The following is a 23,182-nucleotide window of genomic DNA, read 5'->3' as shown; positions in this document are numbered from 1 at the left end:
TGCCGTTCCCGCGCAGTGCCTGCCGGGGAGCGCGGGCGCGCTAGCTCCGGCCGGCTGTTTCCACAGCCTGCTCCGGGGCATAGAACGGGTAATCCGTGTAGCCCTCGGCTCCGAAGGAGTAGAACGTGGTGGCGTCCGGGGTGTTCAGCGGCAGGTTGTCCTGCCAGCGCCGAGCGAGATCCGGGTTGGCGATGGCGGGGCGTCCCACCACCACGGCGTCCGCCAGGCCCTCGGCCACCATCGAGACGGCCTCATCCCGGGTGGTGACAACGCCGAACCCGGAATTCAGGAACACCGGCCCGCCGAAACGGCTGCGCAGGGTCTGCACCAGCTGACCGGCAGGGTCCCGGTGCAGGATGCTGAGGTAGGCGAGCCCCAGCGGGGCAATGGCATCCACCAACGCGCCGTGCGTGGCCAGGACATCTGCCGGGTCCGTCTCCAGGGCACCCTGGACGTTGTGCTCGGGGGACAACCGCAGGCCAACCCTGTCGGCGCCGATTTCCTCCGCCACCGCTCGCACCGTTTCAATGACAAACCGGGCACGGTTCTCCGGGCTGCCGCCGTAGCCGTCCGTCCGCTGGTTGGCTGCGGGGGAAAGGAACTCGTGCAGCAGGTAGCCGTTGGCGCCGTGCAGTTCCACGCCGTCGAAACCTGCATCCACTGCGGCCCGTGAGGCGCGCACAAAGTCCTCGATGACCCCGGCCAGCTCACCGGTCTCCAGTGCACGCGGCACCGGATACTGCTGCTTGCCGTCATAGGTATGCGAGAGGCCGTCCACTGCAATGGCGCTCGGTGCGACCAGTTCCAACCCGCCGGTGGTGTTGGTGTGGGTGACGCGCCCTGCATGCATGACCTGCGCGACTATGCTGCCTCCGGCGTCGTGCACGGCATCGGTCACCTTCCGCCAGCCATCCAGCTGCTCTGCGTCCACCAGCCCCGGCTGCCCCGGGAACCCCTGGCCCTCACGGCTGGGATAGGTGCCTTCACTGACAATCAGGCCCAGGGAGGCGCGCTGGCGGTAGTGCTCCACCATCAGGGGGCCCGGAATACCGTCCCGTCCGGCCCGCTGACGCGTCAGCGGTGCCATCACCAGGCGGTTGGACAGCTTCAGGCTGCCGGCAGTCATGGGGGAAAACAGATTCACTAAGTAACTCTTCCTGTAGATTGCCGCCGTCCGCGCCCAAGGGGACGCCGGCGGCGGCAGGTTCACTCCATAGCGGACAACCCCGTTGCCGGCAGGTCTATTCCTGTCCGGGCCCGCACGCCATAACCGGGACACCGTTTTAGCCGGGGCACCGTTTTCCGCGGCATGCGCGCTGGCTAGCATGGGCCCATGACCCGGGCCGTGTACTACGCTTCAGCTTCCCTGGACGGATTCGATGCCGCCGGGCTGGAACCCCTGGGCAGCGAGGCGCCCGCTCCGGCAGGCGCCGTCGTGATGGGCGCAGGCACCTATGCCCGGCTCCGGAGACAGGTGGAGGCGGATGGAACGGCTGCCTGGGACTGTCCGCCGACCCCAGTCTGGGTTTACACGCACCATGAGTTTCCCGGCGTGGAAGGAGCGGACATCATGTTTGTCCGCGGGCCCGTGGCGGAGTTCGCTGCCGACATCGCGGCCTCTGCCGCGGGCGGGGACGTCTGGCTGCGGGGTTCGGGTGTGGTCGCCCAGTACCTGGAGCACGGGCTGCTGGACGAACTGCGTCTGACGCTGCATCCGGTCATGCTGGGCAGCGGACAACCGGTGCTGCCGGCGACGGCCGGCCGGCCTGCACGGCTGCTGGGAGCAGTGCCGTCCGCGGACGGCACTGTCCTGCTTAGCTACGGTTTCGGTTAGCTGCGGGTTCGGTTAGCGGGACTCACGGATCATGTTGGTGATCCGTGCGGTGGAGAGCCTGCGGCCCTGGTCATCGGTCATGACCACTTCGTGGGTGGTGAGGGTGTTGCCAAGGTGCAGGGCGGTAGCGGTCCCGGTCACCAGTCCGGAGGAAACGGACCGGTGATGCGTGGCGCCGATCTCAATACCCACGGCATGCCTGCCCGGGCCGGCGTGCATGCCGGCGCCGAAGGAACCCAGGGTTTCGGCCAGGACCAGGTGGGCTCCGCCGTGCAGGATGCCGGCCACCTGCTCGTTGCCTTCAACGGGCATGGTGGCCACCAGGCGGTCCGGCGACATCTCGAGGAAACGGATGCCCAGTTTCACCACCAGCCGGCCGGGGCCGTGCGAGGACAGCCAGCCGTGCATCTCTTCCGGAATGCCGGCCTCGATCAGGTCGCGCTTGTACGGGTTCGTGTCCGCCTCGGAGCCGGCCTGGCCCGGCGTGAAAATCTCGCTCATGGCAACTAGGCTTGCATTTGTGAGTGAATCTACCAAACTGGCCGCAACACCCCTTGAAGACAGCAACAGCGAAAGCCTCGAAACTCCCGGCAGGAGCGGCACCGGTGCCGGTGCGGACAGCGCCGCAGAAACCGCCGCAGCAGGCAGCGCACCGGCCTCTTTGGGCAGCGTCAACGCCGGCGGACACAACCGGCTGCTGGTAATCGACGGGCATTCCATGGCCTTCCGGGCGTTCTACGCCCTGCCGGCGGAGAATTTCTCCACGGACACCGGCCAGCACACCAATGCCGTCTACGGATTCACCTCCATGCTGATCAACCTGATCAAGGAAGAGAAGCCCACGCACGTAGCAGTGGCCTTTGACCTGGACACCCCCACCTTCCGCTCGGAGGAGTACACCGAGTACAAGGGCGGCCGGAACAAAACCCCCGAGGAATTCCACGGACAGGTGGACCTGATCATCAAGGTCATGGAAGCCATGCGCATCCCCACCCTCTCGATGGACGGCTATGAAGCCGACGACATCCTCGCCACCCTGGCCGCAAAGGCCTCCGACCGGAACTGGGACGTCATGGTGGTTTCCGGTGACCGGGACGCGTTCCAGCTCGTGGATGACCACGTGACCGTTTTCTACCCCAAGAAGGGTGTTTCGGACCTGCCGCGGATGGACGCCGCCGCGGTCGAGGCCAAGTACCTGGTGCCGCCGGACAAGTATTCCGACCTGGCAGCGCTGGTGGGCGAGAGCGCCGACAACCTTCCGGGCGTTCCCGGCGTAGGGCCCAAGACGGCCGCCAAATGGATCAAGTTGTACGGCGGACTCGAAGGAATCCTGGAGAACCTGGACGCCATCAAGGGCAAGGTGGGGGATTCCCTGCGCGCCAACATTGAAGACGTCAAGCGCAACCGCAGGCTGAACCGGCTGCTGCGGGACCTTGACCTGCCGGTGGACCTGGACGCGATGGCTGCCCGCCGCCCGGACCGTGAAGCCATCGAGGAACTCTTCGATGCCCTGCAGTTCAACGCACTGCGCAAGCGCCTCTTCGACGTCTACGGCGAGGAGGAAGGTCCGGACACCGCACATGCGGAAGTGGCCGCGCCGGCCCACAGCACCATCACCGAAGCGGGTGCGCTCCAGGACTGGCTGCGTGCCACCAACCAGGCCCGCACCGCCGTCCAGCTGGTGACCGAAGGCGCTGCCGCCTCCCGCGACGTCGTCGGTATTGCCCTGGTAACGGACGACGCCGCCGCGTATGTGCCGCTGACCGAGCTCGACGCCGACGCCGAGCAGGTGCTGGCGGCCTGGCTCGCGGACCTGGACGCTCCCAAGGTGGTGCACGATTTCAAGGAGGCGTACAAGGCACTGTCCGCCCGCGGCCTGCACCTGGCCGGAGAGGTGGATGACACTGCCATTTCCGGTTACCTCATTCAGCCGGACCGCCGCAGCTACGATCTCGCGGACCTGGCCCAGTACCACCTGCGGATGAACATTGTGCCCGCCGCGGCAGCGAGCAACCAGCTGGAGCTCTCGCTGGGTGATGAGGACAATGCAACCCCGGCCGTCTCCAAGGCTTTTGCAGCGCTGCGCCTCAGCGAGCACTTCGCCGGCCAGTTGGTGGACCGCGGCGCGAACCAGCTGCTGGGCGGGCTGGAACTGCCGCTTTCGGAAGTCCTGGCCGAAATGGAACTTGCCGGCATCGCGGTCTCCGGAGAGAAGCTCGACCGGCTGCTGGATGACTTCAGCGCCACCATCACCCATGCCAGCGAGGAAGCCTTCCGGATCATCGGCAAGGAGATCAACCTCGGCTCACCGAAGCAGCTGCAGGCTGTCCTCTTCGACGAACTCGGCCTGCCGAAGACCAAGAAAATCAAGACTGGCTATTCCACGGACGCCGATGCGCTGACGGACCTCATTGTGAAGACCGGCCACCCGTTCCTGGAGCAGCTGCTGGCTTTCCGTGATGCGTCCAAGCTGCGCTCCACCGTGGAGGGGCTGCGGAAGTCAGTGGCCGACGACGGCCGCATCCACACCACGTACGCGCAGACGGTGGCGGCCACCGGGCGCCTGTCCTCGGTCAACCCGAACCTGCAGAACATTCCGATCCGCTCCGAGGAAGGCCGCCGCATCCGCGAGGTTTTTGTGGTCGGCGAAGGCTACGAAGAACTCCTGACCGCTGATTACTCGCAGATCGAAATGCGGATCATGGCGCACCTTTCCGGTGATGAAGGGCTGATCTCCGCGTTCCGTGCCGGCGAGGACCTGCACCGGTTTGTCGGCTCCCACGTGTTCAACGTGGCGCCCGAGGAAGTCACCAGCGCCATGCGCTCCAAGGTCAAGGCCATGTCCTACGGCCTGGTCTACGGGCTGAGCTCCTTCGGTCTGTCCAAGCAGCTGGCCATCCCGGTGGACGAGGCCCGCACCCTGATCCGCGACTACTTCGAACGTTTCGGCGCCGTCCGCGACTACCTGCGCGGCGTCGTCGAGCAGGCCAGGAAGGACGGCTTCACGTCCACGATTGAGGGCCGGCGTCGCTACCTGCCGGATCTGTCCAGCGACAACCGGCAGCTGCGCGAAATGGCTGAACGGGCCGCGCTGAATGCTCCCATCCAGGGTTCCGCGGCGGACATCATCAAGAAGGCCATGCTGGGCGTGGACGCGGAAATCAAGGCGCAGGGGCTGAAGTCCCGGATGCTGCTGCAGGTCCATGATGAACTGGTGCTCGAAGTCGCTCCGGGGGAACGGGATGCGGTGGAGAAGCTGGTCCGGGCCCAGATGGGCGCCGCGGCTGACCTCTCCGTGCCGTTGGACGTCTCCGTCGGCCAGGGCATCAGCTGGCACGAGGCCGGGCACTAGGAGCAGCAGTCACCGGGAAACACACCGCATATGGGGGAACGCATGGCACAGGCAACGGACAGTAAGGCAGACGGGCTGCGGATGGTTTCCTTTCCGCCCGGATTCGATCCGGAGGGCGCCGCGGATGCCCGCACGGCCCGCTGGTTCGACGCCGTCGACCTCGGCTTCCACGAGGATCGCACGGATCCCAAGCACCTGCGCGGGATTGTGGACGCGTATGTCCGGGACGGGCGGACGCTGACCGCCGTGTACGACGGCGACGCCCCCGAGTTCGCAACGGATCCGGCGGTACCGGTTGGCACCTACGCCACCATGCAGAACCTGCTGAACGCGGGTGGGCGCGAACTGCTGCCCGCGCATCTGATCACCATGGTGACGGTGCGCTCCACGCACCGCCGCCGCGGCATCCTGCGCCGGATGATTACCGGCGACCTCGCGCGGGCGAAAGAGTCCGGGCTGGCACTTGCGGCGCTGACGGCGTCGGAAGCCACCATCTACGGCCGCTTCGGCTTTGGTGCCGCCACGTCCGCTGCCGCCGTGGAAGTGGATATCCGCGGCGGCCTGGAGTTCTCCGCTCCGCCGCAGGGCAGTGTCGCGGTGGCAGACGGAGACAAACTGCGGTCCCTGGTACCGGAAATCCACCGCGCACACCTGGAGAACACCTTCGGCGCCCTCGGCCGGCAGCACTCCTACGCCATGCGCGCATCCGGGAAGTGGAGTGAGGAAAACACCGAACCCGACAAGGCGCTCCGCGGCCTCATCCGGTACAACGCGGCGGGTGTACCGGACGGCTACGCGGCCTACAAGTCACTGGGCTGGCGGCACGAGCCGCTCACCGTAAAGGTCACCGACCTCGTGGCCGCAGGGGAGGAGGCCTACCGGGAACTGTGGCGCTGCCTGGGTTCCCTGGACCTGATGGAAAGGCTGACCTTCTCCGAGGCTCCGGTGGAGGATCCGCTGCCCTGGATGCTGGCCGACCGGAGGCGTTACAAGGTCACGGGCGTCGAGGACGTCCTGTGGCTGCGCATCCTCGATCCGAAAGCGGCGCTGGAAGGCCGCGGCTACACCGGCGAGGGCTCGCTGGTGCTCGACGTCGTTGATCCGATGGGACTCGCTGAGGGAACCTTCGTTCTGGAGGTAAGCGGCGGCGTCGGAACCCTCCGCCCGGCCGGGGCTGACGGATCCACGGACCTTCCGCGGGCGGAACTGGATGTCACCGCCCTGGGCTCGCTTTATCTGGGGGCCGTCAGTGCCCGCACGCTGGCAGCCGCCGGGGGAGTGCGGGCCGGGGAGGGAGCCCTTACCGTCCTGGATGAGCTGTTCACCGCCGGGCCGGCACCGTATTGCAGTACCCATTTCTGACCACCTGAGTGCCCGGCGGATTTTTTCGCGTCCCGGATGACCGGCTCCCTTTGACCTGCGTTGGCGCGTCCGGCTAGACTGATCGGGCGCGTAATAGCGCGAGTTATTACCCATCCTGTCCATCTCCGGGCAAACAAGCTGTGTGTCAGAGGCGTTTTCGTGCCTAGGGCCTGCACTTGGGCAAGTATCTTGCTTGCGGCGGCCGCTAGGCCTGCTGCCGGTTAAGTGGAAACCAGCCCGGAATACAAAACAACTTCCACATCGGAGTCCCAACTACATGACCATCACCACCAACGAGAAGTCCGGTACCCCGCAGGTCGCCATCAACGACATCGGTACTGCCGAGGACTTCCTCGCCGCGATTGACGCAACGATCAAGTACTTCAACGACGGCGATCTCGTCGAAGGCACCGTTGTCAAGGTCGACCGCGACGAGGTCCTGCTCGACATCGGTTACAAGACCGAGGGTGTCATTCCTTCCCGCGAGCTTTCCATCAAGCACGACGTTGATCCCGGAGACGTTGTCTCCGTCGGCGATCAGGTCGAAGCCCTGGTGCTCACCAAGGAAGACAAAGAAGGCCGTCTGATCCTCTCCAAGAAGCGCGCACAGTACGAGCGCGCCTGGGGCGACATCGAGAAGGTCAAGGAAGAAGACGGCGTCGTTACCGGTACCGTCATCGAGGTTGTCAAGGGTGGTCTTATCCTCGACATCGGGCTGCGCGGCTTCCTGCCCGCATCCCTCGTGGAGATGCGTCGTGTCCGCGACCTGGCTCCGTACATCGGCCAGCAGATCGAAGCCAAGATCATCGAGCTGGACAAGAACCGCAACAACGTGGTCCTGTCCCGCCGTGCCTGGCTCGAGCAGACCCAGTCCGAGGTTCGTTCCACGTTCCTCAACAAGCTGGAAAAGGGCCAGGTTCGTCCGGGCGTTGTTTCCTCCATCGTCAACTTCGGTGCATTCGTGGACCTTGGCGGCGTAGATGGTCTGGTTCACGTCTCCGAGCTGTCCTGGAAGCACATCGACCACCCCTCCGAGGTTGTCGAAGTTGGCCAGGAAGTCACCGTTGAGGTTCTGGAAGTTGACCTCGACCGCGAGCGTGTCTCCCTGTCGCTGAAGGCTACGCAGGAAGATCCGTGGCAGACCTTCGCCCGCACCCACGCCCTTGGCCAGGTTGTTCCGGGTAAGGTCACCAAGCTGGTTCCGTTCGGTGCGTTCGTTCGCGTCGAAGACGGCATCGAAGGCCTGGTCCACATCTCCGAGCTGGCAGTCCGCCACGTGGAGCTCGCCGAGCAGGTTGTCTCCGTTGGCGACGAACTGTTCGTCAAGGTCATTGACATCGATCTCGAGCGTCGCCGCATCTCGCTGTCCCTCAAGCAGGCCAACGAGGGTGTCGATCCCGAGGGCACCGAGTTCGATCCGGCTCTGTACGGCATGGCCGCTGAGTACGACGAAGCCGGCAACTACAAGTACCCGGAGGGCTTCGACCCCGAGTCCAACGAATGGCTCGAAGGTTACGAGACCCAGCGCGCCGCTTGGGAGCAGCAGTACGCTGACGCCCAGGCCCGTTGGGAAGCCCACAAGAAGCAGGTTGCGCAGCACAACTCCGAGGATGTTGCAGCTGCATCGGAATCCAACGATTCCGGTACCACCAGCTACTCCTCCGAGCCGGCCGTTGCCGAGACGGGTGCCGGCACGTTGGCTTCCGACGAAGCACTGGCTGCACTGCGCGAGAAGCTCACGGGCAACTAATTCCGGATCCGTCACTTCGGTGATCCGGTTGCAGTAACCAGATAAAGGCGGGTCCCCACGAAAGTGGGGGCCCGCCTTTATTGTGCCGCTAAGCGGATTCCCGCTCCACCAGGGAGGTGGGCAGCCGGGTGATCCGCTCGGCCGGCCGGCCTTCGATCAGGTCCACCAGCACCTCGGCCATCTTCTCGCCCAGCAGGGAGATTGGATGGTGGATGGTGGTCAGCGCCGGCGTAAGGCTGGTGGCGTAGTAGTCGTCGTCGAAACCCACGACGGCGATGTCCTCGGGGATGCGCAGACCGTGTTCCCTGATCACGGAGTACGCCCCGGCCGCCATCTGGTCATTGGCGGCGAACACACCGTCCAGGGGACCGCGCCGGTCCAGCAGCCGCTGCATGGCTGCGGCTCCGGAAGCGACCGTGAAGTCACCTATTTCCACCAGGGCGTCCGTCAGGCCGGCACGGAGCACCTCACTGCGCCAGCCTGAGAGGCGGTCCACGCCCGGGGGCATGTCCTGCGGGCCGGCGATGGTGGCGATGTTCTTGCGTCCGGACCCGGTGAGGCGGGCGGTGGCCGCTGCCGCACCCTTTTCATTGTCCACTTCCACGAAGTATGCGTCCGCTGCGTTCAGGAGCGGACGCCCGGCAAAGACCAGGGGCAGGGAACCATCCAGGTGGGCCCAGGAATGATCGCCTGTATGGTGGGAAACCACCAGAACGCCGTCCACATTGCCGCCCAGGAGATAGCGCCGGGTTTTCTCCGGGTTCGATTCCGAGGATGTCACCATGTTGAGCATGTACTCGGTGGTGTTCAGGTACCGGGCAACGCCCTCGACGACGGCGGCGAAGAACGGATCCGCAAAGACCTTCGACGTGGATTCCGGGACCAGGAGGGTGACGGTATACGTGCGCCGGCTCGCCAGAGTGCGGGCAGCCCGGTTGGGTACATAGTTCAGGGCCTGCACGGCCTTCTGCACCGAGGCGGTGAGTTCCGGATCGACCGATGACGCGCCGTTGACTACCCGGGAGACCGTCGCCCGCGACACCCCGGCCAGGGCCGCGACCATTTCCAGGGTCGGGGCAGGGCGGACCTGGCCGGACTCAGCTTTCACCATGTTCTCCCTCGGGGCTGGGGCCGGGACATTCGGCCGATGCCCAGCTTACGGGACCTCACACCACCGAGCCCGCCGCGGTGGTGCTCCTGCCGGCAGCGATGAGCTGCCGGTACGCATGGCCGCTGTCCTTGACGGTCCGCTCCTGCGTCTCGTAGTCCACCCGGACAATGCCAAAGCGTTTGCTGTATCCCCAGGACCATTCAAAGTTGTCCAGCAGCGACCACACGAAATAGCCCCTGACATCGGCGCCCGCCGAGATGGCTTCCGCCACCGCCCGGATGTGGTCCAGGATGAACCGGGTGCGTTCGGTGTCCGGGACGCTGCCGTCGTCGAGGACCTCGTCGTCGTAGGCGGCTCCGTTCTCCGTGATGTAGAGCGGCGGCAGCTGCGGATACTCCTCACCCAGGCGCAGCAGCAGCGTGCGGAGCCCGTCGGGGTTCACCTCCCAGTCCATCCCCGTGCGGGGCAGGCCCCGGCTGGGGAAGGTGATGTGTTCGGCGCCGATCCACGGTGAGGCCGTGGGCCGGCCGGCGCCGCCGCCGTGCCCGTCGGAACCGGAGTCATCCGGATGCCCGCTGATCTGGTCGTCGTGGTAGTGGTTGACGCCCAGGAAGTCGATGGGCGCAGCGATGGTCTCCATGTCACCGGGCAGAATCAGTTCGTGCAGGCCGAACGGTTCCAGGTCATGGAGGGAATCCTCCGGATAGGCGCCGCGCAGGATCGGGTCCAGGAAGATGCGGTTCTGCAGGGAATCGAAGAGCCGGGCTGCCTCCAGGTCCACCGGATCAGCCGGATCGCGGGGGATGGAGTTGCTCAGGTTGAGCGTGATGCCCAGCTGCGCGGCACCAAGGCTACGCAGCTCGGTGACCGCCATGCCGTGGGCAAGATGCTGATGGTGGACGGCGGCAATTGCGGCCCGGGGATCCTGCCGGCCCGGGGCGTGGGCACCGGAACCATAACCAAGCAGTGAGGAACAGAAGGGCTCGTTGAAAGTGGTCCAGTGGTTCACCCGGTCACCCAGGGCGGCATAGACATCCTGTGCGTACTCCACGAACCGGCACGCAGTGTCCCGGTTCGTCCAGCCGCCGGCCTCTTCCAACGCCTGCGGAAGGTCCCAGTGGTACAGGGTGAGCCAGGGCAGGATGCCTGCCTCCAGCAGTTCATCCACGAGCCTGGAGTAGAAATCCAGGCCTTTCGGGTTCAGGTTCCCGCCACCGGGCCGCACCCGGGCCCAGCTGGTGGAGAACCGGTAGGAATCCAGGCCCAGCTCCTTCATCAGGGCCACGTCCTGGGGCATCCGGTGGTAGTGGTCCACGGCGACGGCGGGCGTGTCACCGTTCCGGACGTTGCCGGGCACCGCGGCGAAGGCATCCCATACGGATTCTTCCTTCCCGTCCTCGGCTGCGGCGCCCTCAACCTGCGCGGCGGCCGTGGCCGATCCCCAGATAAAGCCGGCCGGAAAGTTGTTCCATTCGGGGGTGTTGTTCGTCATTAGCCCTTCACTGCTCCCTGCATGATTCCGGATATAAGTTGTTTGCCTGCCAGCAAAAAGAGCACCAGCAGGGGAATGGTGGCCAGCACTGCGCCGGTCAGGACCACCGAGTAGTCCACGTACCGGGATGACTGCAGCTGGCTGAGTGCGGTCTGGAGCGTCGGGTTACCGGCGTCGAGCACCAGCAGCGGCCAGAGGAAGTCCGTCCAAGCGGACATAAACGTGAACAGGCTGAGGATGGCCATGGCCGGCCTCGCGGCCGGCAGGGCGACGTGCCAGAACGTGCGGATCATGTTGGCTCCGTCCATGCGGGCGGATTCAATCAGCTCGTCCGGAATCACGTCCACCAGGTACTGGCGCATAAAGAACACCCCGAACGCGGTTACCAGGGTGGGCACGATGACCGCACCGATTTCACCCGTCCACCCGAGGGTCCGCATCACCATAAACAGCGGAATGATGCCCAGCTGGGTGGGGATCGCCATGGTGGCCACCACGGCGACCATCAGCACCCCGTTGCCGCGGAACCGCAGTTTAGCGAAGGCATACCCGGCCAGCGTGGAGAAGATGACTACCGACACGGTGATGATGCTGGAGATCAGGATGCTGTTCCACAGAGCGGTCCAGAACGGAATGGTGTCCATCACCTCGCCGACGTTCTTCCAGAAGTTTCCGCCCGGCAACAGCGGGGGATAGGTCAGGCCCAGTACCTCATTGGACCGGCTGCCCACTATCGCCGACCACCACAGCGGGTAGGCGGATCCGATGAGGAAAGCCAGCAGCAGGCCGTAGGTCAGGAATCCGGGGCGCAGCCCGTTTCCGAACGCCCGGCTTCGCAGGCTCGGCCCTTTGCGGGGCGGAGCCGTTTTCCGTCCGGGCGCGGCTTTGCGCTCTATGACACTCACTTTTTCTTCCCTTTCACGGCGGTGCGGCCCCGGGACGGGCCGCCGGAGGCGATCCGCCTGGACAGCGCCAGGTTGATGATCCCGACCACAATGATCAGCAGGAACAGCAGCCAGGCAATCGCCGAGGCCTCACCGAAGTCCTTGCGCTGGAAGCCCATTTCCCAGAGGTACAGGACCGTGGTCTGGAACTGCCGCTGGGAGCCGCCGGCTTCCGTCGGGTCCAGGAGGCGCGGTTCCGTGAAGATCTGCAGTCCGCCGATGGTGGAGGTGATCACCACGAAGATCATGGTGGGGCGGATGCTCGGCAAGGTGATGCTGAAGAAGCGCCGGAAGGCGCCGGCACCGTCCAGGGCGGCGGACTCGTAGATTTCCCGCGGCACCGACTGCATGGCCGCGAGCAGGATCAGCGCGTTGTAGCCGGTCCAGCGCCAGTTGACCATGCTGGCCACCGCCACATGGCTGGGGAAGGTCTCGGTGCGCCACATGATGGGATCAATCCCGAAGTTCCCCAGGATGCTGTTGATGAGTCCGTAGTCCTCACCGAACATATTCGTGAAGATCAGGGCGACGGCCACGGGCGTCACCACGTAGGGGACCAGGACGCTCATGCGCCAGAAGGTTTTGGCCCGGATGTTCTGGTCCAGCACGGCGGCAATCAGCAGGGCGCCGGCCAGCTGGGGGATGGCGGAGAGCAGGAAGATGCTCATGGTGTTGAAGAGTGAGTTCCAGAAGAAGCGGTCTGCCAGGACGTTGGCAAAGTTGCCCAGCCCGACAAACTCGCCCTGGCCCTTCAGCAGGTGCCAGTCGTAGAGGGATACGTAGAACGTGTAGACGAGCGGGAAGAGGCCCACCAGCGCGAAAAGGAGAAAAAACGGGGAGATGTAGAGGTACGGCGAAGCCTTGAAATCCCAGACGTTAAGGCGCTGCCGGAAGGACGGTTTGGGCTTGTGCGCCGGCGCCGCGGGCGCGGACGGCTTGAGGGTTACGGTCATTTGAATTCTCACAGTCCATGAGGGGCCTCCGGTCTCCCGGAGGCCCCGACGGGGGAGCTAGTCCTGTTCGACCTGCTCGTTCAGCAGTTTGATTGCCTCTTTCCAGGCACCTTCGCCGTCCAGCTTGCCCTCATCAAGCTGTGTGAGAGCGGCACCGAAGACCTTCTCCTGGATGACCGAGTCATCCGGACCCTTGAACTGTGCCTTCACGCCTTCTGCACGGGAGGCAAGGATCGCTCCCGTAGGAGCGTCGTTGAAGACCTTGTTGGGTGTGGCATCCGCGGCAAGCTGCTTCTGTGCTTCCAGGGTGCTGGGGAAGTTGTTGGCTGCGGCGGACTGCTTGACCTGCTGTTCGGGGGCAGTGAGCCACGCGGCCAGCTTTGCTGCTTCCTCCTTGTGTTCGGACTCTTCCGAAACGGAGAGGAACGCGCCGCCCCAGTTGGACGCTCCGCCGGGGAAGACATCGGCGAAGTCCCACCCTGAGTCTTCGCTGCCGCCGGCTGATTCAAGCTGTTCCTGGATGGTGCCGAGCATCCAGCCCGGGCACACGAACGTAGCGAAGGAACCGTCAGTGAAGGCACGGCCCTTGCCCCAGTCCCACTTCTTCTCATTGCCGGACAGGCCGGCCTCGGTGCCGGCAGCGAGCTGCATGAACTGTTCCTTCATGGCGGCGTTGTCCTCAATGTTCAGTTCGCCGTCGGCAGTGTAGTAGCCCTCCTCCATCTGGTTGACCATGGAGTTCCAAACGAACCCGGACTGGTCGTACCAGCCGAGTCCGGTCTTCTCGTGGTATTGCTGGCCGAGTTCAAAGTAGCGGTCCCACGTGGCGTCGTCGCCGCCGAAGAGCTCGGCGACGGCCTCGCGGTCGCTCGGCAGGCCGGCAGCTTCGAAGAGCTTCCCGTTGTAGCAGAGACCCTGCGGCCCGATGTCGGTTCCGTAACCGATAACCCGGCCCTCGGCGTCGGTGCCCTGTTCGTATTTCCAGTCGACCCAGTTGTCCTTGATGTCCTCGGCCCCGTACTCGTTCAGGTCCACGAACTCGTCAGAGACCTCCATGACCGCGCCGAGCCAGCCTTCTTCGATGGCCACAACATCGCTGACGCCGGACCCGGCGGCCAGTTTGGTGAAGAGGTCCGTCTGGGCGTTGGCGCCGCGGTCGATGTTGTTGTGCCGGATCTTGATGCCCGGGTTCGCCTCTTCGTATTCATCGTAGAGATCGTCGTAGCCGAAGGTGCCGAAGGTGGTGATGGAGATTTCCAGTGGATCCTCCGCGGTTCCGGCCTGGCTGTCGCCGCCGCCGCAGCCGGCGGCGAGCAATGCGAGAGCTGCGGCGCCTGCCACCGCCCCTGCCCGGTGTTTAAAGTTCTTCACGGTCACTCCTTTGTGTGTGGGTCTAGCCGGTGGTGATATCTGTGTGGACCGTGCCGGGACAGCAACCGGGCCTGATCCGCCGGGGCGGGACTGAAAAGCGGATACCCAAAGAGAGCCGGTCCGCAAAATGCCGGAGAGAGCGCTCTCTGATCTCCGTGTGAGCCTAGGTGTGACAACGGTCACTGTCAAGAGAGCGCTCTCTCGCGTCGGAAATCAGCACCGGGACGGGCGGGTGGAACTCAGAGGCCGGAGGGAAGGAACGCCGCCGGCCGGGGGCCGGGAAGCCCGCAAGACCGACCGCTTAGGTGCGGGTGCTTAGGTGCGGGTGCTCACGGTGATAGTGAATTTGGGGTTGCGGGCCACTTCGCGGGTGGGGCCGACCAGACGGGTCAGGGCCGGCTTATAGCCCAGATGACTGTTCCATACCGTCCACAGTTCCCCGCCCGGGACGAGCACTCGGCCGGCGTCGGCAAACAGCTTCAGGGCGATTCCGGCATGCACGCTGGCACCGATATGGAACGGCGGGTTCAGGATCACCAGTTCGGCGGAACTATCCGGAATGCCGGCCAGGGCGTCATCCCGCCGGACCCTTACCCGGTCCGCCACACCGTTGGCTTCCATGGTCCGGGCCGCCGAGGCAGCGGCTGCGGCTGACTGGTCCGTGGCCAGCACCTGCATCTGCGGGCGGGTCAGCGCCAGATACGCGGCGATGGCCCCCGTACCGCAGCCCAAATCGATTGCGGACGACGCCTGCCGCGCCTGCGCCAGGTACGGCAGCAGGAACCGGGTGCCGATGTCCAGGGACGCGCCGGCAAACGCGGCGCCGTAGGCCCGCAGCTCCAGGGGTGCGGTGAGCCCGACGTCGTGCTGCTGGGCGAGCGGAAACCGGTCCACGGGCAGGCGGTCAGCGGGCAGCGGACCGGCTGCGGTCAGGATGCGGGATTTCTGCCGGGCCAGGCCGGCGGAGACGGAGCCGAACCATCGCCCCAGGACGGCGTTCATGGCGGTGGTCATGTGCTTGACCCTGCCCCCGGCATAAACCACCACCCCGGGATCCGCATGCCGCGCGATCAGTGCTGCGATTTCCTCCAGTGCATCCAGGGACCGCGGCAGCCGCAGCAGCACGGTGCGCGCTCCCTGCACGAGCGCCGGATTCAGCGGCAGCGAGCGGTACACCCGTGTCATCCCGGCGGCGTCGGCATTGCGCGCCAGCGCCAGCTCACCGGAATACGGATCCTGATGGACCCGCAGGTCCCGCACGCCGTGCAGCGCCGCTGCGCCCAGGGTCAGCGCGCCGTAGGCGTCCGAGATGACGACGACGCCGGCCGGGTCCGCACGCAGGCGGTCTGCGGCGGTGTCCAGCATCAGCCGGTCCGCAGCATCGTGGGCCTGCAGGTTCTCCGCTTCCACGTCCGGCCGGCGGCTGAGGTTCTCGAAAGAAAACCCGGGTGTCACGGCGAGGTCTTGCATCACAGGTCGATCCATTCTGTTCCAAGCGGTTCCGGGGTGCTGCCCCCGGCGGTGAAGGCTGCCAGCCGGTCGTGAAAAAGTTCGGCACTGCCCGGGGTGTCCGGCAGGGCCACGGTGATACTGGCTCCTGCCGCCCCGTACTCGGTGCCGGTGACGCTGAGGCCGGCATTCCGCAGGTCGTTTTCCAGCCGCCCCGCCTCGGCGTGGCCGGCCGGGACGGCATAAAGCTGCATCCGGCGGCGTACCAGCAGGGGAGCGGTGGACAGCGCAGCGGAGACGGATTCGGAGTAGGCCCGGACCAGCCCGCCGGCACCCAGCAGGATGCCGCCGAAGTACCGGACCGTTACTGCCGTGATGTCGCTGAGGTCGGTGGCACCGCCGGCCGTTTCCCGTTTGGTCAGGGCTTCCAGCATGGGGATACCGGCGGTACCCGACGGCTCACCGTCGTCGTTGGACCGCTGGATTTCGCGTCCGGGACCGAGGACAAAGGCACTGCAATGGTGCCGGGCATCATGGAACTCGCGGCGCAGCTCGGCCACCAGGGCCCGTGCCTGCTCTTCGGTTTCGGTCCGGCGCAGCACCGTGATGAACCGGGAGCGCTTGATCTCCAGCTCGGAGCGGTGCTCCGCGGCGAGGGTGGTGTAGCACCCCGCCGCCGCGTCGATATCACTCACCCTTTTAGTCTACTGGGCCGGCTGTGGCGGCCCAGGAACCCGCGGCCCCGGCGGTAGGCTGGGCTGCATGCTCAAGGTTGGACTCACCGGCGGGATCGCTGCCGGAAAATCCCTGGTGGCCCGCACCCTCGTGGAATGCGGCGCCGTATTGATCGACGCCGATGCCCTGGCCCGCGAGGTGGTGGAGCCCGGCACTGACGGACTCGCCGCCGTCGTCGACGCCTTCGGCCCCGCCGTCCTTGCGGAAGACGGCAGCCTGGACCGTGCAGCGTTGGCGGCAGTGGTGTTCGGTGACGCTGAACGCCGGGCAGTACTCAACGCCATCATTCATCCGCGGGTACGTGCCCTTGCCGCGGCGCTGGCGGCCGAGGCCCCGCAGGACGCCGTCCTGGTGCAGGACATTCCGCTGCTCGTGGAGACCGGCCAGGCCGGAAACTTCGACTTTGTGCTGGTGGTGGAAGCTCCGGAGGAGGAACGCCTGGCCCGGATGGTGCGGGACCGCGGGATGGATCCCGCCGCGGCACGGGCACGGATCGCCGCGCAGGCCACCGCCGGGGAGCGCGCGGCGGCCGCCGACGTTGTCCTGCACAACACCGGGACCCCCGAAGATTTGGTGGCCGCGGTCCGCCGGTTGTGGGAACAGACACTGATGCCTCTGAACAGGAGCAAACCGGGCGACGCCGGGCCCGGTTGATTCCCGTTCAGCCCGTAGCAAAGCGGACCACGGCTGACCGCAGGGCGGAGTAGTTTTGTAGACATGAGTCTTGCGCAGGACATCAAGAGAGTAGTGGCGCCCTTCGAGGTCGTCAGCGATTACCGGCCCGCGGGTGACCAGCCCACCGCCATCAAGGAACTGGCTGAACGGATCAACGCCGGAGAGAAGGACATTGTCCTGCTCGGTGCCACCGGTACCGGCAAAAGTGCCACCGCGGCCTGGCTGGTGGAACAGGTCCAGCGGCCCACCCTGGTCATGGTGCAGAACAAAACCCTGGCCGCCCAGCTGGCCAACGAATTCCGTGAGCTGCTGCCGAACAACGCCGTGGAATACTTCGTTTCCTACTACGATTACTACCAGCCGGAAGCCTACGTTCCGCAGACGGACACCTTCATCGAGAAGGACTCCTCCATCAACGAGGAAGTCGAACGGCTGCGGCACTCCGCCACCAACGCGCTGCTGACCCGCCGGGATGTCATTGTGGTGGCCACCGTTTCCTGCATCTACGGTTTGGGAACCCCGGAAGAGTACATCGAGCAGATGGTGACACTGCGGCGCGGCCAGCAGATGAACCGTGATGATCTGCTGCGGAAGTTCGTGGCCATGCAGTACGTGCGCAATGACATGGACTTCCACCGCGGCACCTTCCGGGTCCGGGGCGACACCGTGGAAATCATCCCGATGTACGAGGAAAACGCCATCCGCGTCGAGTTCTTCGGCGACGAGATCGAGAACATCTACACCCTGCATCCGCTGACGGGCGACGTCATCCATGAAGAGACTGAGATGTACGTCTTCCCGGCGTCGCACTACGTCGCCGGTGAGGACCGGATGCAGCGGGCCATCCGCAACATTGAGGATGAACTGCAGGTGCGCCTGGCCGAACTGGAATCCCAGAACAAGCTGGTGGAAGCCCAGCGGCTGCGCATGCGCACCACCTATGACCTGGAAATGATGCAGCAGATGGGTTTCTGCAACGGCATCGAGAACTACTCCCGGCACATTGACGGCCGCGGCCCGGGCACCGCCCCGCACTGCCTGCTGGACTACTTCCCGGACGATTTCCTGCTCGTGGTGGACGAGTCCCACGTGACGATTCCCCAGATCGGCGCCATGTACGAAGGCGACATGTCCCGCAAGCGGACGCTGGTGGACCACGGCTTCCGGCTGCCCTCGGCCATGGATAACCGGCCGCTGAAGTGGGACGAGTTCCTGGAGCGGATCGGCCAGACCGTATACATGTCCGCCACCCCGGGCAAGTACGAACTGTCCAAGTCGGACGGCTACGTGGAACAGATCATCCGACCCACCGGCCTGGTGGACCCGCAGGTGGTGGTCAAGCCCAGCAAGGGCCAGATCGATGACCTGCTGGGCGAGATCCGTACCCGCACCGAGCGGGACGAGCGCGTGCTGGTGACCACCCTGACCAAGCGCATGGCCGAAGACCTCACCGGGTACCTGCTCGAGCACGGGGTCAAGGTGGAGTACCTGCACTCCGACGTGGATACCCTGCGGCGCGTGGAGCTCCTGCGTGAGCTGCGCATGGGAACCTTTGACGTGCTGGTGGGCATCAACCTGCTCCGTGAAGGCTTGGACCTGCCAGAAGTGTCGCTGGTGAGCATCCTTGACGCTGACAAGGAAGGCTTCCTGCGTTCCTCCACGTCGCTGATCCAGACCATTGGCCGTGCCGCACGTAACGTGTCGGGTGAAGTGCACATGTACGCCGACCGGATCACCGACTCCATGGCACACGCCATCGACGAGACCAACCGGCGCCGCGACATCCAGATTGCCTACAACAAGAAGCACGGCGTGGACCCGCAGCCGCTGCGCAAGAAGATAGCCGACATCACCGATCAGCTGGCCCGTGAGGACGCCGATACCAAGGCACTGCTGGAGGAAGCGGCCAGGAACAAGAAGGCCAAGGGCAAGGGCAAGGCTGTCCGCAAGGACGGACTGGCCGCTGCCCCCGCGGAAGACCTGACCGAGCTGATTGCCTCCATGACCGAGCAGATGCATGCGGCCGCGGCCGAGCTGCAGTTCGAACTGGCCGCCCGCCTGCGCGACGAGGTGGGCGACCTGAAGAAGGAACTGCGGCAGATGCAGTCCGCCGGGCACGCCTAGGGCGGCTTCACCCGCATTGTCACTGCCCGGCGCTAGGCTGGGCTGATGGTTTCCCCTCAGGCCAGCCCCGCGCCGGTGCCCGCTGCTGCCGTGGATACCCCGTGGTGGGAAATACTCGGAGCCCTGGGACCCTTGGCTGTGCTTGCCGCGGCCATCCTCACCTTCGTGATCGGCTGGAAAACACTGGATCAGCGGCGCAGGGCGGATGCGGCCGCCCTGGAACAGCGCCGGGAAGCAGACCGGCGCTCTGAGTGGTGGGCGCGGGCACAGTGGGCCATCGATGCCTCCCTCTCCGAGGATCCCCACCGGCAGGAAACCGGTCTGGGTGTCCTGAACCTGCTGGCCCAAAGCGACCTGGCCGGTGAAGAGGAGGCTGCGATCATCAGCATTGCCTCCGATGAACCGCTGACCACCTTAATGGACGCGGCCGCAATAGTGGGGGACAATGACGGTATCGACGGGTCACCCACGAAGGAGGCGGAGCATGAGCAAGGCGATACCGCTGAGTCCGGAAGCTAGGCATGGCGGCCGGCCGGCAGCCACCGCCGTCGCGCACCGCCGCGACCAGGAACGCGTCCAGATCCGAGCCGCCCAACTGCGTGTCACCACGGACAAGAAACTGGGCCGGCAGACACCCGACTGGGTGAAGGAACTGGCAAAGAAGCCGTTGTAGCCGAAGGCTGCCGGCTCTTCGGCGGCCGCCGACGGAAGTACCCCCGGGTCCTGTGCCCGAGGGGATGGACAGGCCCTGACGGGCAACTGGGTGGGGGACAGGGTGTATCAGGGTAACCGCGGCAGTTCCGCGGCGAACGGCAACAGCCATCGCGCAATAATTGACGTGAACCAGACGCTCGTCTTCGACTTCGACTCACTCGAACAGCGGAGCCTGGAGGGTGGCCCGCCAACCGGCGCACCGCTGGGCGCCGATTCAGAGCAGGTGCTGCCTTTCGCGGGTGTCCTACGTGCCGCCGACCTGCTGAGCCGCCGCATCCTCCTGCTGGACGCCCAGTTGCTTGACGGTGCCTATTTCCTGACTCTGGGGCCGGACCGGATCCGGCAGATTCTCGGCAGGCCGGAGTCGCTGGACGGCGCGCTGGCTGTTGCCACGCGGAAACCTTCGCTGGAGGAGAGCCTGCGGGCCATGATGCTGGATGCCCGGAATCCAACGCTCCTGGCCGGTTTCGAGTTCTCTTCGCTGGCTGCCTTCGGCGCGGGCAGCGGACCGCTGACTGAAAGGCTGCGGGCGCGCAGCAGCACCCGCTTGCGCTCGAGCACAGCAGCGGAGGTGGCCTGCACGGTCGCAGCCGAACTTCAGGCAGCCACAGAGTCAGAGGATCCGGGTCATCTGGTGGAGGAACCCACCGGGGCTTTTGCACGGTTGGCGCGGGCGTGGCAGAGCTGGTTTGCCGAGGCCAATGACGGCCGTTTGCGCATTCAGCCGTGGTCCGGCACATTCGACCTGCCGGCCGCGTTGGAGCATCGGCCCGTCCCTGCAGCACTGCAGGCCCATGGTGGTCCGGTGGCGGCTGCACTCACGGTCCTGTCCGGGACTACGAAACGCTCCGACGCCCTGGCCTATCTGCGGCTGCATGCCTCCGAGCTGTCCGGACACCAAAGACTTCTGCGGGACTGGTGGATGAACGCCTACTTCGATGCCCTTGCCTCGATGCACGGCACCAACTGGCTTCGGTTCAGCGCCGATCCCGGCACCCAGGAATCCCTGCCCCGGAGGATTCCCCGGTGGCGGCGCACCCCGTCCGCAGAGGACAGCTCCACCCTCCAGATTCGCGGCAGCCTGGTCGGCATGCTTGGCGGGATGCCCTCACCGGTCTATGCACTGCTGCGCCACCAGGCCCGGGCAGCAATCAAGGAATGGCAGGATCATCCCAGCCAGAAGACCTCCGACGGGCTTGCCTACGCAGTCTCGCAGGCCGACGCCACCAGAAGCCGCAGCCAGGCACGCCGGGCGGCGTGGACCCGGGTGGGGCTGACCCTGGGACCGGCGCTGATCGGCACTGTCGCCGCTGATGCCTTCTCCAGCCTGTTTGCCGGTGTCGGTTCGGCCCTTGCAGCGGTGCTGGTTGGTGTTCCGTTGGCCGAGTTCCTCGAACTACATGAGTCAGGAAAAAAGAAGATGAGGGCCCACATCCATTTCCCGGCGGTGCAGCAATGAGTGAAGAACAGCAGGAACCTGAACTGGTCTATGCCTGGGACGGCCCGCCGCGGTTGGAGCTCTGGGCGCAGGAGGTCAGCCGCAACGGCAGGTCCTGGCGGCAGCACAAACTGGTGGCCGATCAGGGAACACCGGGGGTGGTGGTAGTCGGTGTCCATAACGGATGTGTGGCCATGGTGGAGCACTGGCGTCCCGCGACGGGCCGCTCGTTTCTCGAGTTTCCGCGCGGGTTCGGCACGTCCGGCCCCCAGCAGCACCGGGAGCCGGTGAACGAGGCTGCTTCGGAAGCGATCGTTGCGGACGGCGCCAGGGAGCTGCGCGAGGAAACCGGACTCGAAGGTAACGACTTCCGCCTGCTCGGATCCGTGTGGGCCGACAGCTCGTTACTGGCCGGGCCGGCCTACGTGCTCACTGCCACGGTGGCGTCCGCTGCCGGCAGCGGGGACCTGGACGGCGAGATAGACGGCCTTTTATGGATTCCGTTCGGGGACATTCCCGGTTTGATCGCGGCCGGCCGCATAGCCGACGGGCTGACGCTGTCCGCCTACACGCTGTTCTCGGCTGCGGGGTAGCCGCCACGCCTCAGGTGTAGCGACTCGATGCACGTCCATGCCGCCCCTGGGGACCTTGCCGAAGGCAGCCGGCCACCCTGCGGGCCGGCAGCATCAGCGGCTTGTCAGGCCGGACGCCCAGCGCAGCCGCCACGTTTTTGCGAGCGGCGACTCGGCACGGTGCGCGGCGGGGTAAAGGGTGGCGGCCTCTTCCCGCTTCCGTGCAGCCAGCTCGGGAAGCCGGCGTGCCAGCTGCCCGCTCACGGCTGGCATATTCGGGCTGGTCAATGCGGAACCGTCGTCCACCGCCCACCCGCTGCCGAGCGCGGTCAGCGAGGAATGCTTGACGTCGTAGTACCCCTTCTTCACGCTCAGGGCGACCCCGCGGGCACCCGCTGCCGAAGCCAGCAGATGGAAATGGAACCTGGTAGTGATCCATTGCTGGGAGGATCCTACGGGCAGCCCCTTGTTCCAGACCTCCGTAAACGGAATGAAGTTGTCGGCCGGAATCAAGTCGGCCAGCCGTGCATAGGCTGCGTGGTCGACGCCGGGGATGGCCTCGAGGTAGTACACCGGAGTCCCCTCCGCCGCGGAGCGGTTGATCAACGAGCGTGCCACGGCCACGTTGCTCTCGAACCTGCCATCGTCGTTCATGTCGTTCTGGATGCAGATGTAGAGGCCCGCCGGGCTGCCGGCCGCAAGCGATATTGCGTCTTGGGCGCCAAGGAACGCATCATCAAGTCCCTGCTCGAGACCGTAAGCGGCAGCGCTCTGAGCGTCACGGACACTGACATGGTCAAAAGCGTCAAAGAGTGCCGCTGCCTCGGCTTCGGTGCCGATCAGCGGCATGAGACCCTGTCCCGTGGCATACAGCCGCGCACCGGTAATGTCCTTGACGGCTTTCATGCCGGCGACGAGGGCCGTGTGCCGGGGCCAGACCCCGTTCACGTAACCGCCGCCGAGCAGATGCAGGGATTGGACGTCGCGGAGCTTGGCAAGCCCCAGGTCATACCGGGGGGACCCCTGATTCCTGATGAGATGAATTACCTGCTGCTCCGCCTCGGCCGGCGGAAGATCGCGGGCCTCCCACACAGCCCGCCACAAAGTGTTGGTGATGCGCAGGCGCGGATGCAAATCTCCAAAAAGCAGCTGCGCAGTGCCGGGTTCCGGACAGTCAAGCCAGACTTCGGTCTCGGCCGCCACCTCGGCCAGGTACCTGATCCACGAAGCGGTGATGAATTCGTCGCCGAAATTGGGGTGTCCGGCGGTAGCTACCAGGTAATAGGGCCGATTTTCCATCCACTCA

The 23,182-nt window shown here is 65.6% G+C and carries 20 protein-coding genes; 10 read left to right on the top strand and 10 right to left on the bottom strand.

Annotated features, from left to right (window positions below; all coding sequences use genetic code 11):
• Window positions 1-40: 40 nt before the first annotated feature.
• A complete protein-coding gene (locus tag AC5RTS_RS01420; protein ID WP_493990495.1) occupies window positions 41-1,126 on the bottom strand; it encodes an alkene reductase in 1,086 nt (361 codons plus the stop codon).
• A gap of 207 nt (window positions 1,127-1,333) precedes the next feature.
• Between AC5RTS_RS01420 and AC5RTS_RS01415 the strand changes: the two genes are divergently transcribed.
• Window positions 1,334-1,834 (top strand): dihydrofolate reductase family protein, encoded by a 501-nt coding sequence (locus tag AC5RTS_RS01415; RefSeq protein WP_493990278.1) that lies wholly within the window; start codon window positions 1,334-1,336, stop codon window positions 1,832-1,834.
• A gap of 12 nt (window positions 1,835-1,846) precedes the next feature.
• Here the strand turns inward: AC5RTS_RS01415 and AC5RTS_RS01410 are convergent, their stop codons facing one another.
• Complete coding sequence (locus AC5RTS_RS01410) at window positions 1,847-2,335, bottom strand: PaaI family thioesterase (RefSeq protein ID WP_493990277.1); 489 nt, start codon at window positions 2,333-2,335, stop codon at window positions 1,847-1,849.
• Between the two features lie 217 nt (window positions 2,336-2,552).
• Here AC5RTS_RS01410 and polA point away from each other — a divergent pair, with 217 nt between their 5' ends.
• From polA to rpsA, 3 genes are all read left to right on the top strand, one after another.
• Window positions 2,553-5,186, top strand: a complete 2,634-nt coding sequence (polA, locus tag AC5RTS_RS01405) for a DNA polymerase I (RefSeq protein ID WP_493990494.1) — start codon at window positions 2,553-2,555, stop codon at window positions 5,184-5,186.
• 42 nt (window positions 5,187-5,228) lie between these two features.
• Complete coding sequence (locus tag AC5RTS_RS01400; protein WP_493990276.1) at window positions 5,229-6,548, top strand: GNAT family N-acetyltransferase; 1,320 nt, start codon at window positions 5,229-5,231, stop codon at window positions 6,546-6,548.
• Window positions 6,549-6,825: 277 nt separating this feature from the next.
• Window positions 6,826-8,298, top strand: coding sequence for a 30S ribosomal protein S1 (gene rpsA / locus AC5RTS_RS01395; protein WP_227901950.1), 1,473 nt, complete (start codon window positions 6,826-6,828; stop codon window positions 8,296-8,298).
• A gap of 88 nt (window positions 8,299-8,386) precedes the next feature.
• Here the strand turns inward: rpsA and AC5RTS_RS01390 are convergent, their stop codons facing one another.
• From AC5RTS_RS01390 to AC5RTS_RS01360, 7 genes are all read right to left on the bottom strand, one after another.
• Window positions 8,387-9,409 (bottom strand): LacI family DNA-binding transcriptional regulator, encoded by a 1,023-nt coding sequence (locus tag AC5RTS_RS01390; protein ID WP_493990275.1) that lies wholly within the window; start codon window positions 9,407-9,409, stop codon window positions 8,387-8,389.
• Between the two features lie 55 nt (window positions 9,410-9,464).
• The gene (locus AC5RTS_RS01385; protein WP_493990274.1) at window positions 9,465-10,901 is read right to left on the bottom strand and encodes a GH1 family beta-glucosidase; all 1,437 of its coding nucleotides are present in this window, start codon (window positions 10,899-10,901) and stop codon (window positions 9,465-9,467) included.
• Complete coding sequence (locus AC5RTS_RS01380) at window positions 10,901-11,740, bottom strand: carbohydrate ABC transporter permease (protein WP_493990493.1); 840 nt, start codon at window positions 11,738-11,740, stop codon at window positions 10,901-10,903. The genes AC5RTS_RS01385 and AC5RTS_RS01380 overlap by 1 nt, the downstream gene beginning before the upstream one ends.
• A 62-nt stretch (window positions 11,741-11,802) precedes the next feature.
• Window positions 11,803-12,798 (bottom strand): carbohydrate ABC transporter permease, encoded by a 996-nt coding sequence (locus AC5RTS_RS01375; protein WP_493990273.1) that lies wholly within the window; start codon window positions 12,796-12,798, stop codon window positions 11,803-11,805.
• Window positions 12,799-12,855: 57 nt separating this feature from the next.
• Window positions 12,856-14,169: an ABC transporter substrate-binding protein gene (locus AC5RTS_RS01370; RefSeq protein ID WP_493990272.1), complete on the bottom strand. Its 1,314-nt coding sequence runs from the start codon at window positions 14,167-14,169 to the stop codon at window positions 12,856-12,858.
• A 315-nt stretch (window positions 14,170-14,484) separates the two neighbouring features.
• Window positions 14,485-15,639 (bottom strand): class I SAM-dependent methyltransferase, encoded by a 1,155-nt coding sequence (locus AC5RTS_RS01365; protein WP_493990492.1) that lies wholly within the window; start codon window positions 15,637-15,639, stop codon window positions 14,485-14,487.
• Window positions 15,639-16,313 carry an IMPACT family protein gene (locus AC5RTS_RS01360; RefSeq protein WP_493990271.1) on the bottom strand — a complete coding sequence of 225 codons (675 nt, stop codon included), beginning with the start codon at window positions 16,311-16,313 and terminating at the stop codon, window positions 15,639-15,641. The genes AC5RTS_RS01365 and AC5RTS_RS01360 overlap by 1 nt, the downstream gene beginning before the upstream one ends.
• Before the next feature lie 67 nt (window positions 16,314-16,380).
• Here AC5RTS_RS01360 and coaE point away from each other — a divergent pair, with 67 nt between their 5' ends.
• The 6 genes from coaE (at window position 16,381) to AC5RTS_RS01330 (ending at window position 21,897) form a co-directional block, all read left to right on the top strand.
• Window positions 16,381-17,007 (top strand): dephospho-CoA kinase, encoded by a 627-nt coding sequence (coaE, locus tag AC5RTS_RS01355; protein WP_493990270.1) that lies wholly within the window; start codon window positions 16,381-16,383, stop codon window positions 17,005-17,007.
• A gap of 63 nt (window positions 17,008-17,070) precedes the next feature.
• On the top strand, window positions 17,071-19,152 hold the full coding sequence (gene uvrB / locus AC5RTS_RS01350) for an excinuclease ABC subunit UvrB (RefSeq protein ID WP_227927833.1): 2,082 nt from the start codon (window positions 17,071-17,073) through the stop codon (window positions 19,150-19,152).
• 45 nt (window positions 19,153-19,197) lie between these two features.
• Complete coding sequence (locus tag AC5RTS_RS01345) at window positions 19,198-19,671, top strand: hypothetical protein (RefSeq protein WP_493990269.1); 474 nt, start codon at window positions 19,198-19,200, stop codon at window positions 19,669-19,671.
• The gene (locus AC5RTS_RS01340) at window positions 19,637-19,825 is read left to right on the top strand and encodes a hypothetical protein (protein WP_493990268.1); all 189 of its coding nucleotides are present in this window, start codon (window positions 19,637-19,639) and stop codon (window positions 19,823-19,825) included. The genes AC5RTS_RS01345 and AC5RTS_RS01340 overlap by 35 nt, the downstream gene beginning before the upstream one ends.
• Window positions 19,826-19,990: 165 nt before the next feature.
• A complete protein-coding gene (locus AC5RTS_RS01335) occupies window positions 19,991-21,325 on the top strand; it encodes a hypothetical protein (RefSeq protein ID WP_493990267.1) in 1,335 nt (444 codons plus the stop codon).
• The gene (locus AC5RTS_RS01330; RefSeq protein WP_493990266.1) at window positions 21,322-21,897 is read left to right on the top strand and encodes an NUDIX hydrolase; all 576 of its coding nucleotides are present in this window, start codon (window positions 21,322-21,324) and stop codon (window positions 21,895-21,897) included. The genes AC5RTS_RS01335 and AC5RTS_RS01330 overlap by 4 nt, the downstream gene beginning before the upstream one ends.
• A gap of 93 nt (window positions 21,898-21,990) precedes the next feature.
• Here AC5RTS_RS01330 and AC5RTS_RS01325 read toward each other — a convergent pair whose 3' ends face one another.
• The gene (locus AC5RTS_RS01325; protein ID WP_493990265.1) at window positions 21,991-23,175 is read right to left on the bottom strand and encodes a polysaccharide pyruvyl transferase family protein; all 1,185 of its coding nucleotides are present in this window, start codon (window positions 23,173-23,175) and stop codon (window positions 21,991-21,993) included.
• Window positions 23,176-23,182 lie beyond the last annotated feature (7 nt).

Source organism: Arthrobacter sp. MDT1-49-2, from assembly GCF_059090185.1.
This window is presented reverse-complemented; position numbering and strand designations above follow the sequence as displayed.

Coding starts and splice junctions, on each gene's coding strand:
- AC5RTS_RS01365 (WP_493990492.1), bottom strand. CDS start 15,639: ATGCAAGACCTCGCCGTGACACCCGGGTTTTCTTTCGAGAACCTCAGC.
- AC5RTS_RS01340 (WP_493990268.1), top strand. CDS start 19,637: ATGAGCAAGGCGATACCGCTGAGTCCGGAAGCTAGGCATGGCGGCCGG.
- coaE (WP_493990270.1), top strand. CDS start 16,381: ATGCTCAAGGTTGGACTCACCGGCGGGATCGCTGCCGGAAAATCCCTG.
- AC5RTS_RS01325 (WP_493990265.1), bottom strand. CDS start 23,175: ATGGAAAATCGGCCCTATTACCTGGTAGCTACCGCCGGACACCCCAAT.
- AC5RTS_RS01375 (WP_493990273.1), bottom strand. CDS start 12,798: ATGACCGTAACCCTCAAGCCGTCCGCGCCCGCGGCGCCGGCGCACAAG.
- polA (WP_493990494.1), top strand. CDS start 2,553: ATGGCCTTCCGGGCGTTCTACGCCCTGCCGGCGGAGAATTTCTCCACG.
- AC5RTS_RS01420 (WP_493990495.1), bottom strand. CDS start 1,126: ATGACTGCCGGCAGCCTGAAGCTGTCCAACCGCCTGGTGATGGCACCG.
- AC5RTS_RS01400 (WP_493990276.1), top strand. CDS start 5,229: ATGGCACAGGCAACGGACAGTAAGGCAGACGGGCTGCGGATGGTTTCC.
- AC5RTS_RS01385 (WP_493990274.1), bottom strand. CDS start 10,901: ATGACGAACAACACCCCCGAATGGAACAACTTTCCGGCCGGCTTTATC.
- uvrB (WP_227927833.1), top strand. CDS start 17,071: ATGAGTCTTGCGCAGGACATCAAGAGAGTAGTGGCGCCCTTCGAGGTC.
- AC5RTS_RS01330 (WP_493990266.1), top strand. CDS start 21,322: ATGAGTGAAGAACAGCAGGAACCTGAACTGGTCTATGCCTGGGACGGC.
- rpsA (WP_227901950.1), top strand. CDS start 6,826: ATGACCATCACCACCAACGAGAAGTCCGGTACCCCGCAGGTCGCCATC.
- AC5RTS_RS01345 (WP_493990269.1), top strand. CDS start 19,198: ATGGTTTCCCCTCAGGCCAGCCCCGCGCCGGTGCCCGCTGCTGCCGTG.
- AC5RTS_RS01415 (WP_493990278.1), top strand. CDS start 1,334: ATGACCCGGGCCGTGTACTACGCTTCAGCTTCCCTGGACGGATTCGAT.
- AC5RTS_RS01410 (WP_493990277.1), bottom strand. CDS start 2,335: ATGAGCGAGATTTTCACGCCGGGCCAGGCCGGCTCCGAGGCGGACACG.
- AC5RTS_RS01390 (WP_493990275.1), bottom strand. CDS start 9,409: ATGGTGAAAGCTGAGTCCGGCCAGGTCCGCCCTGCCCCGACCCTGGAA.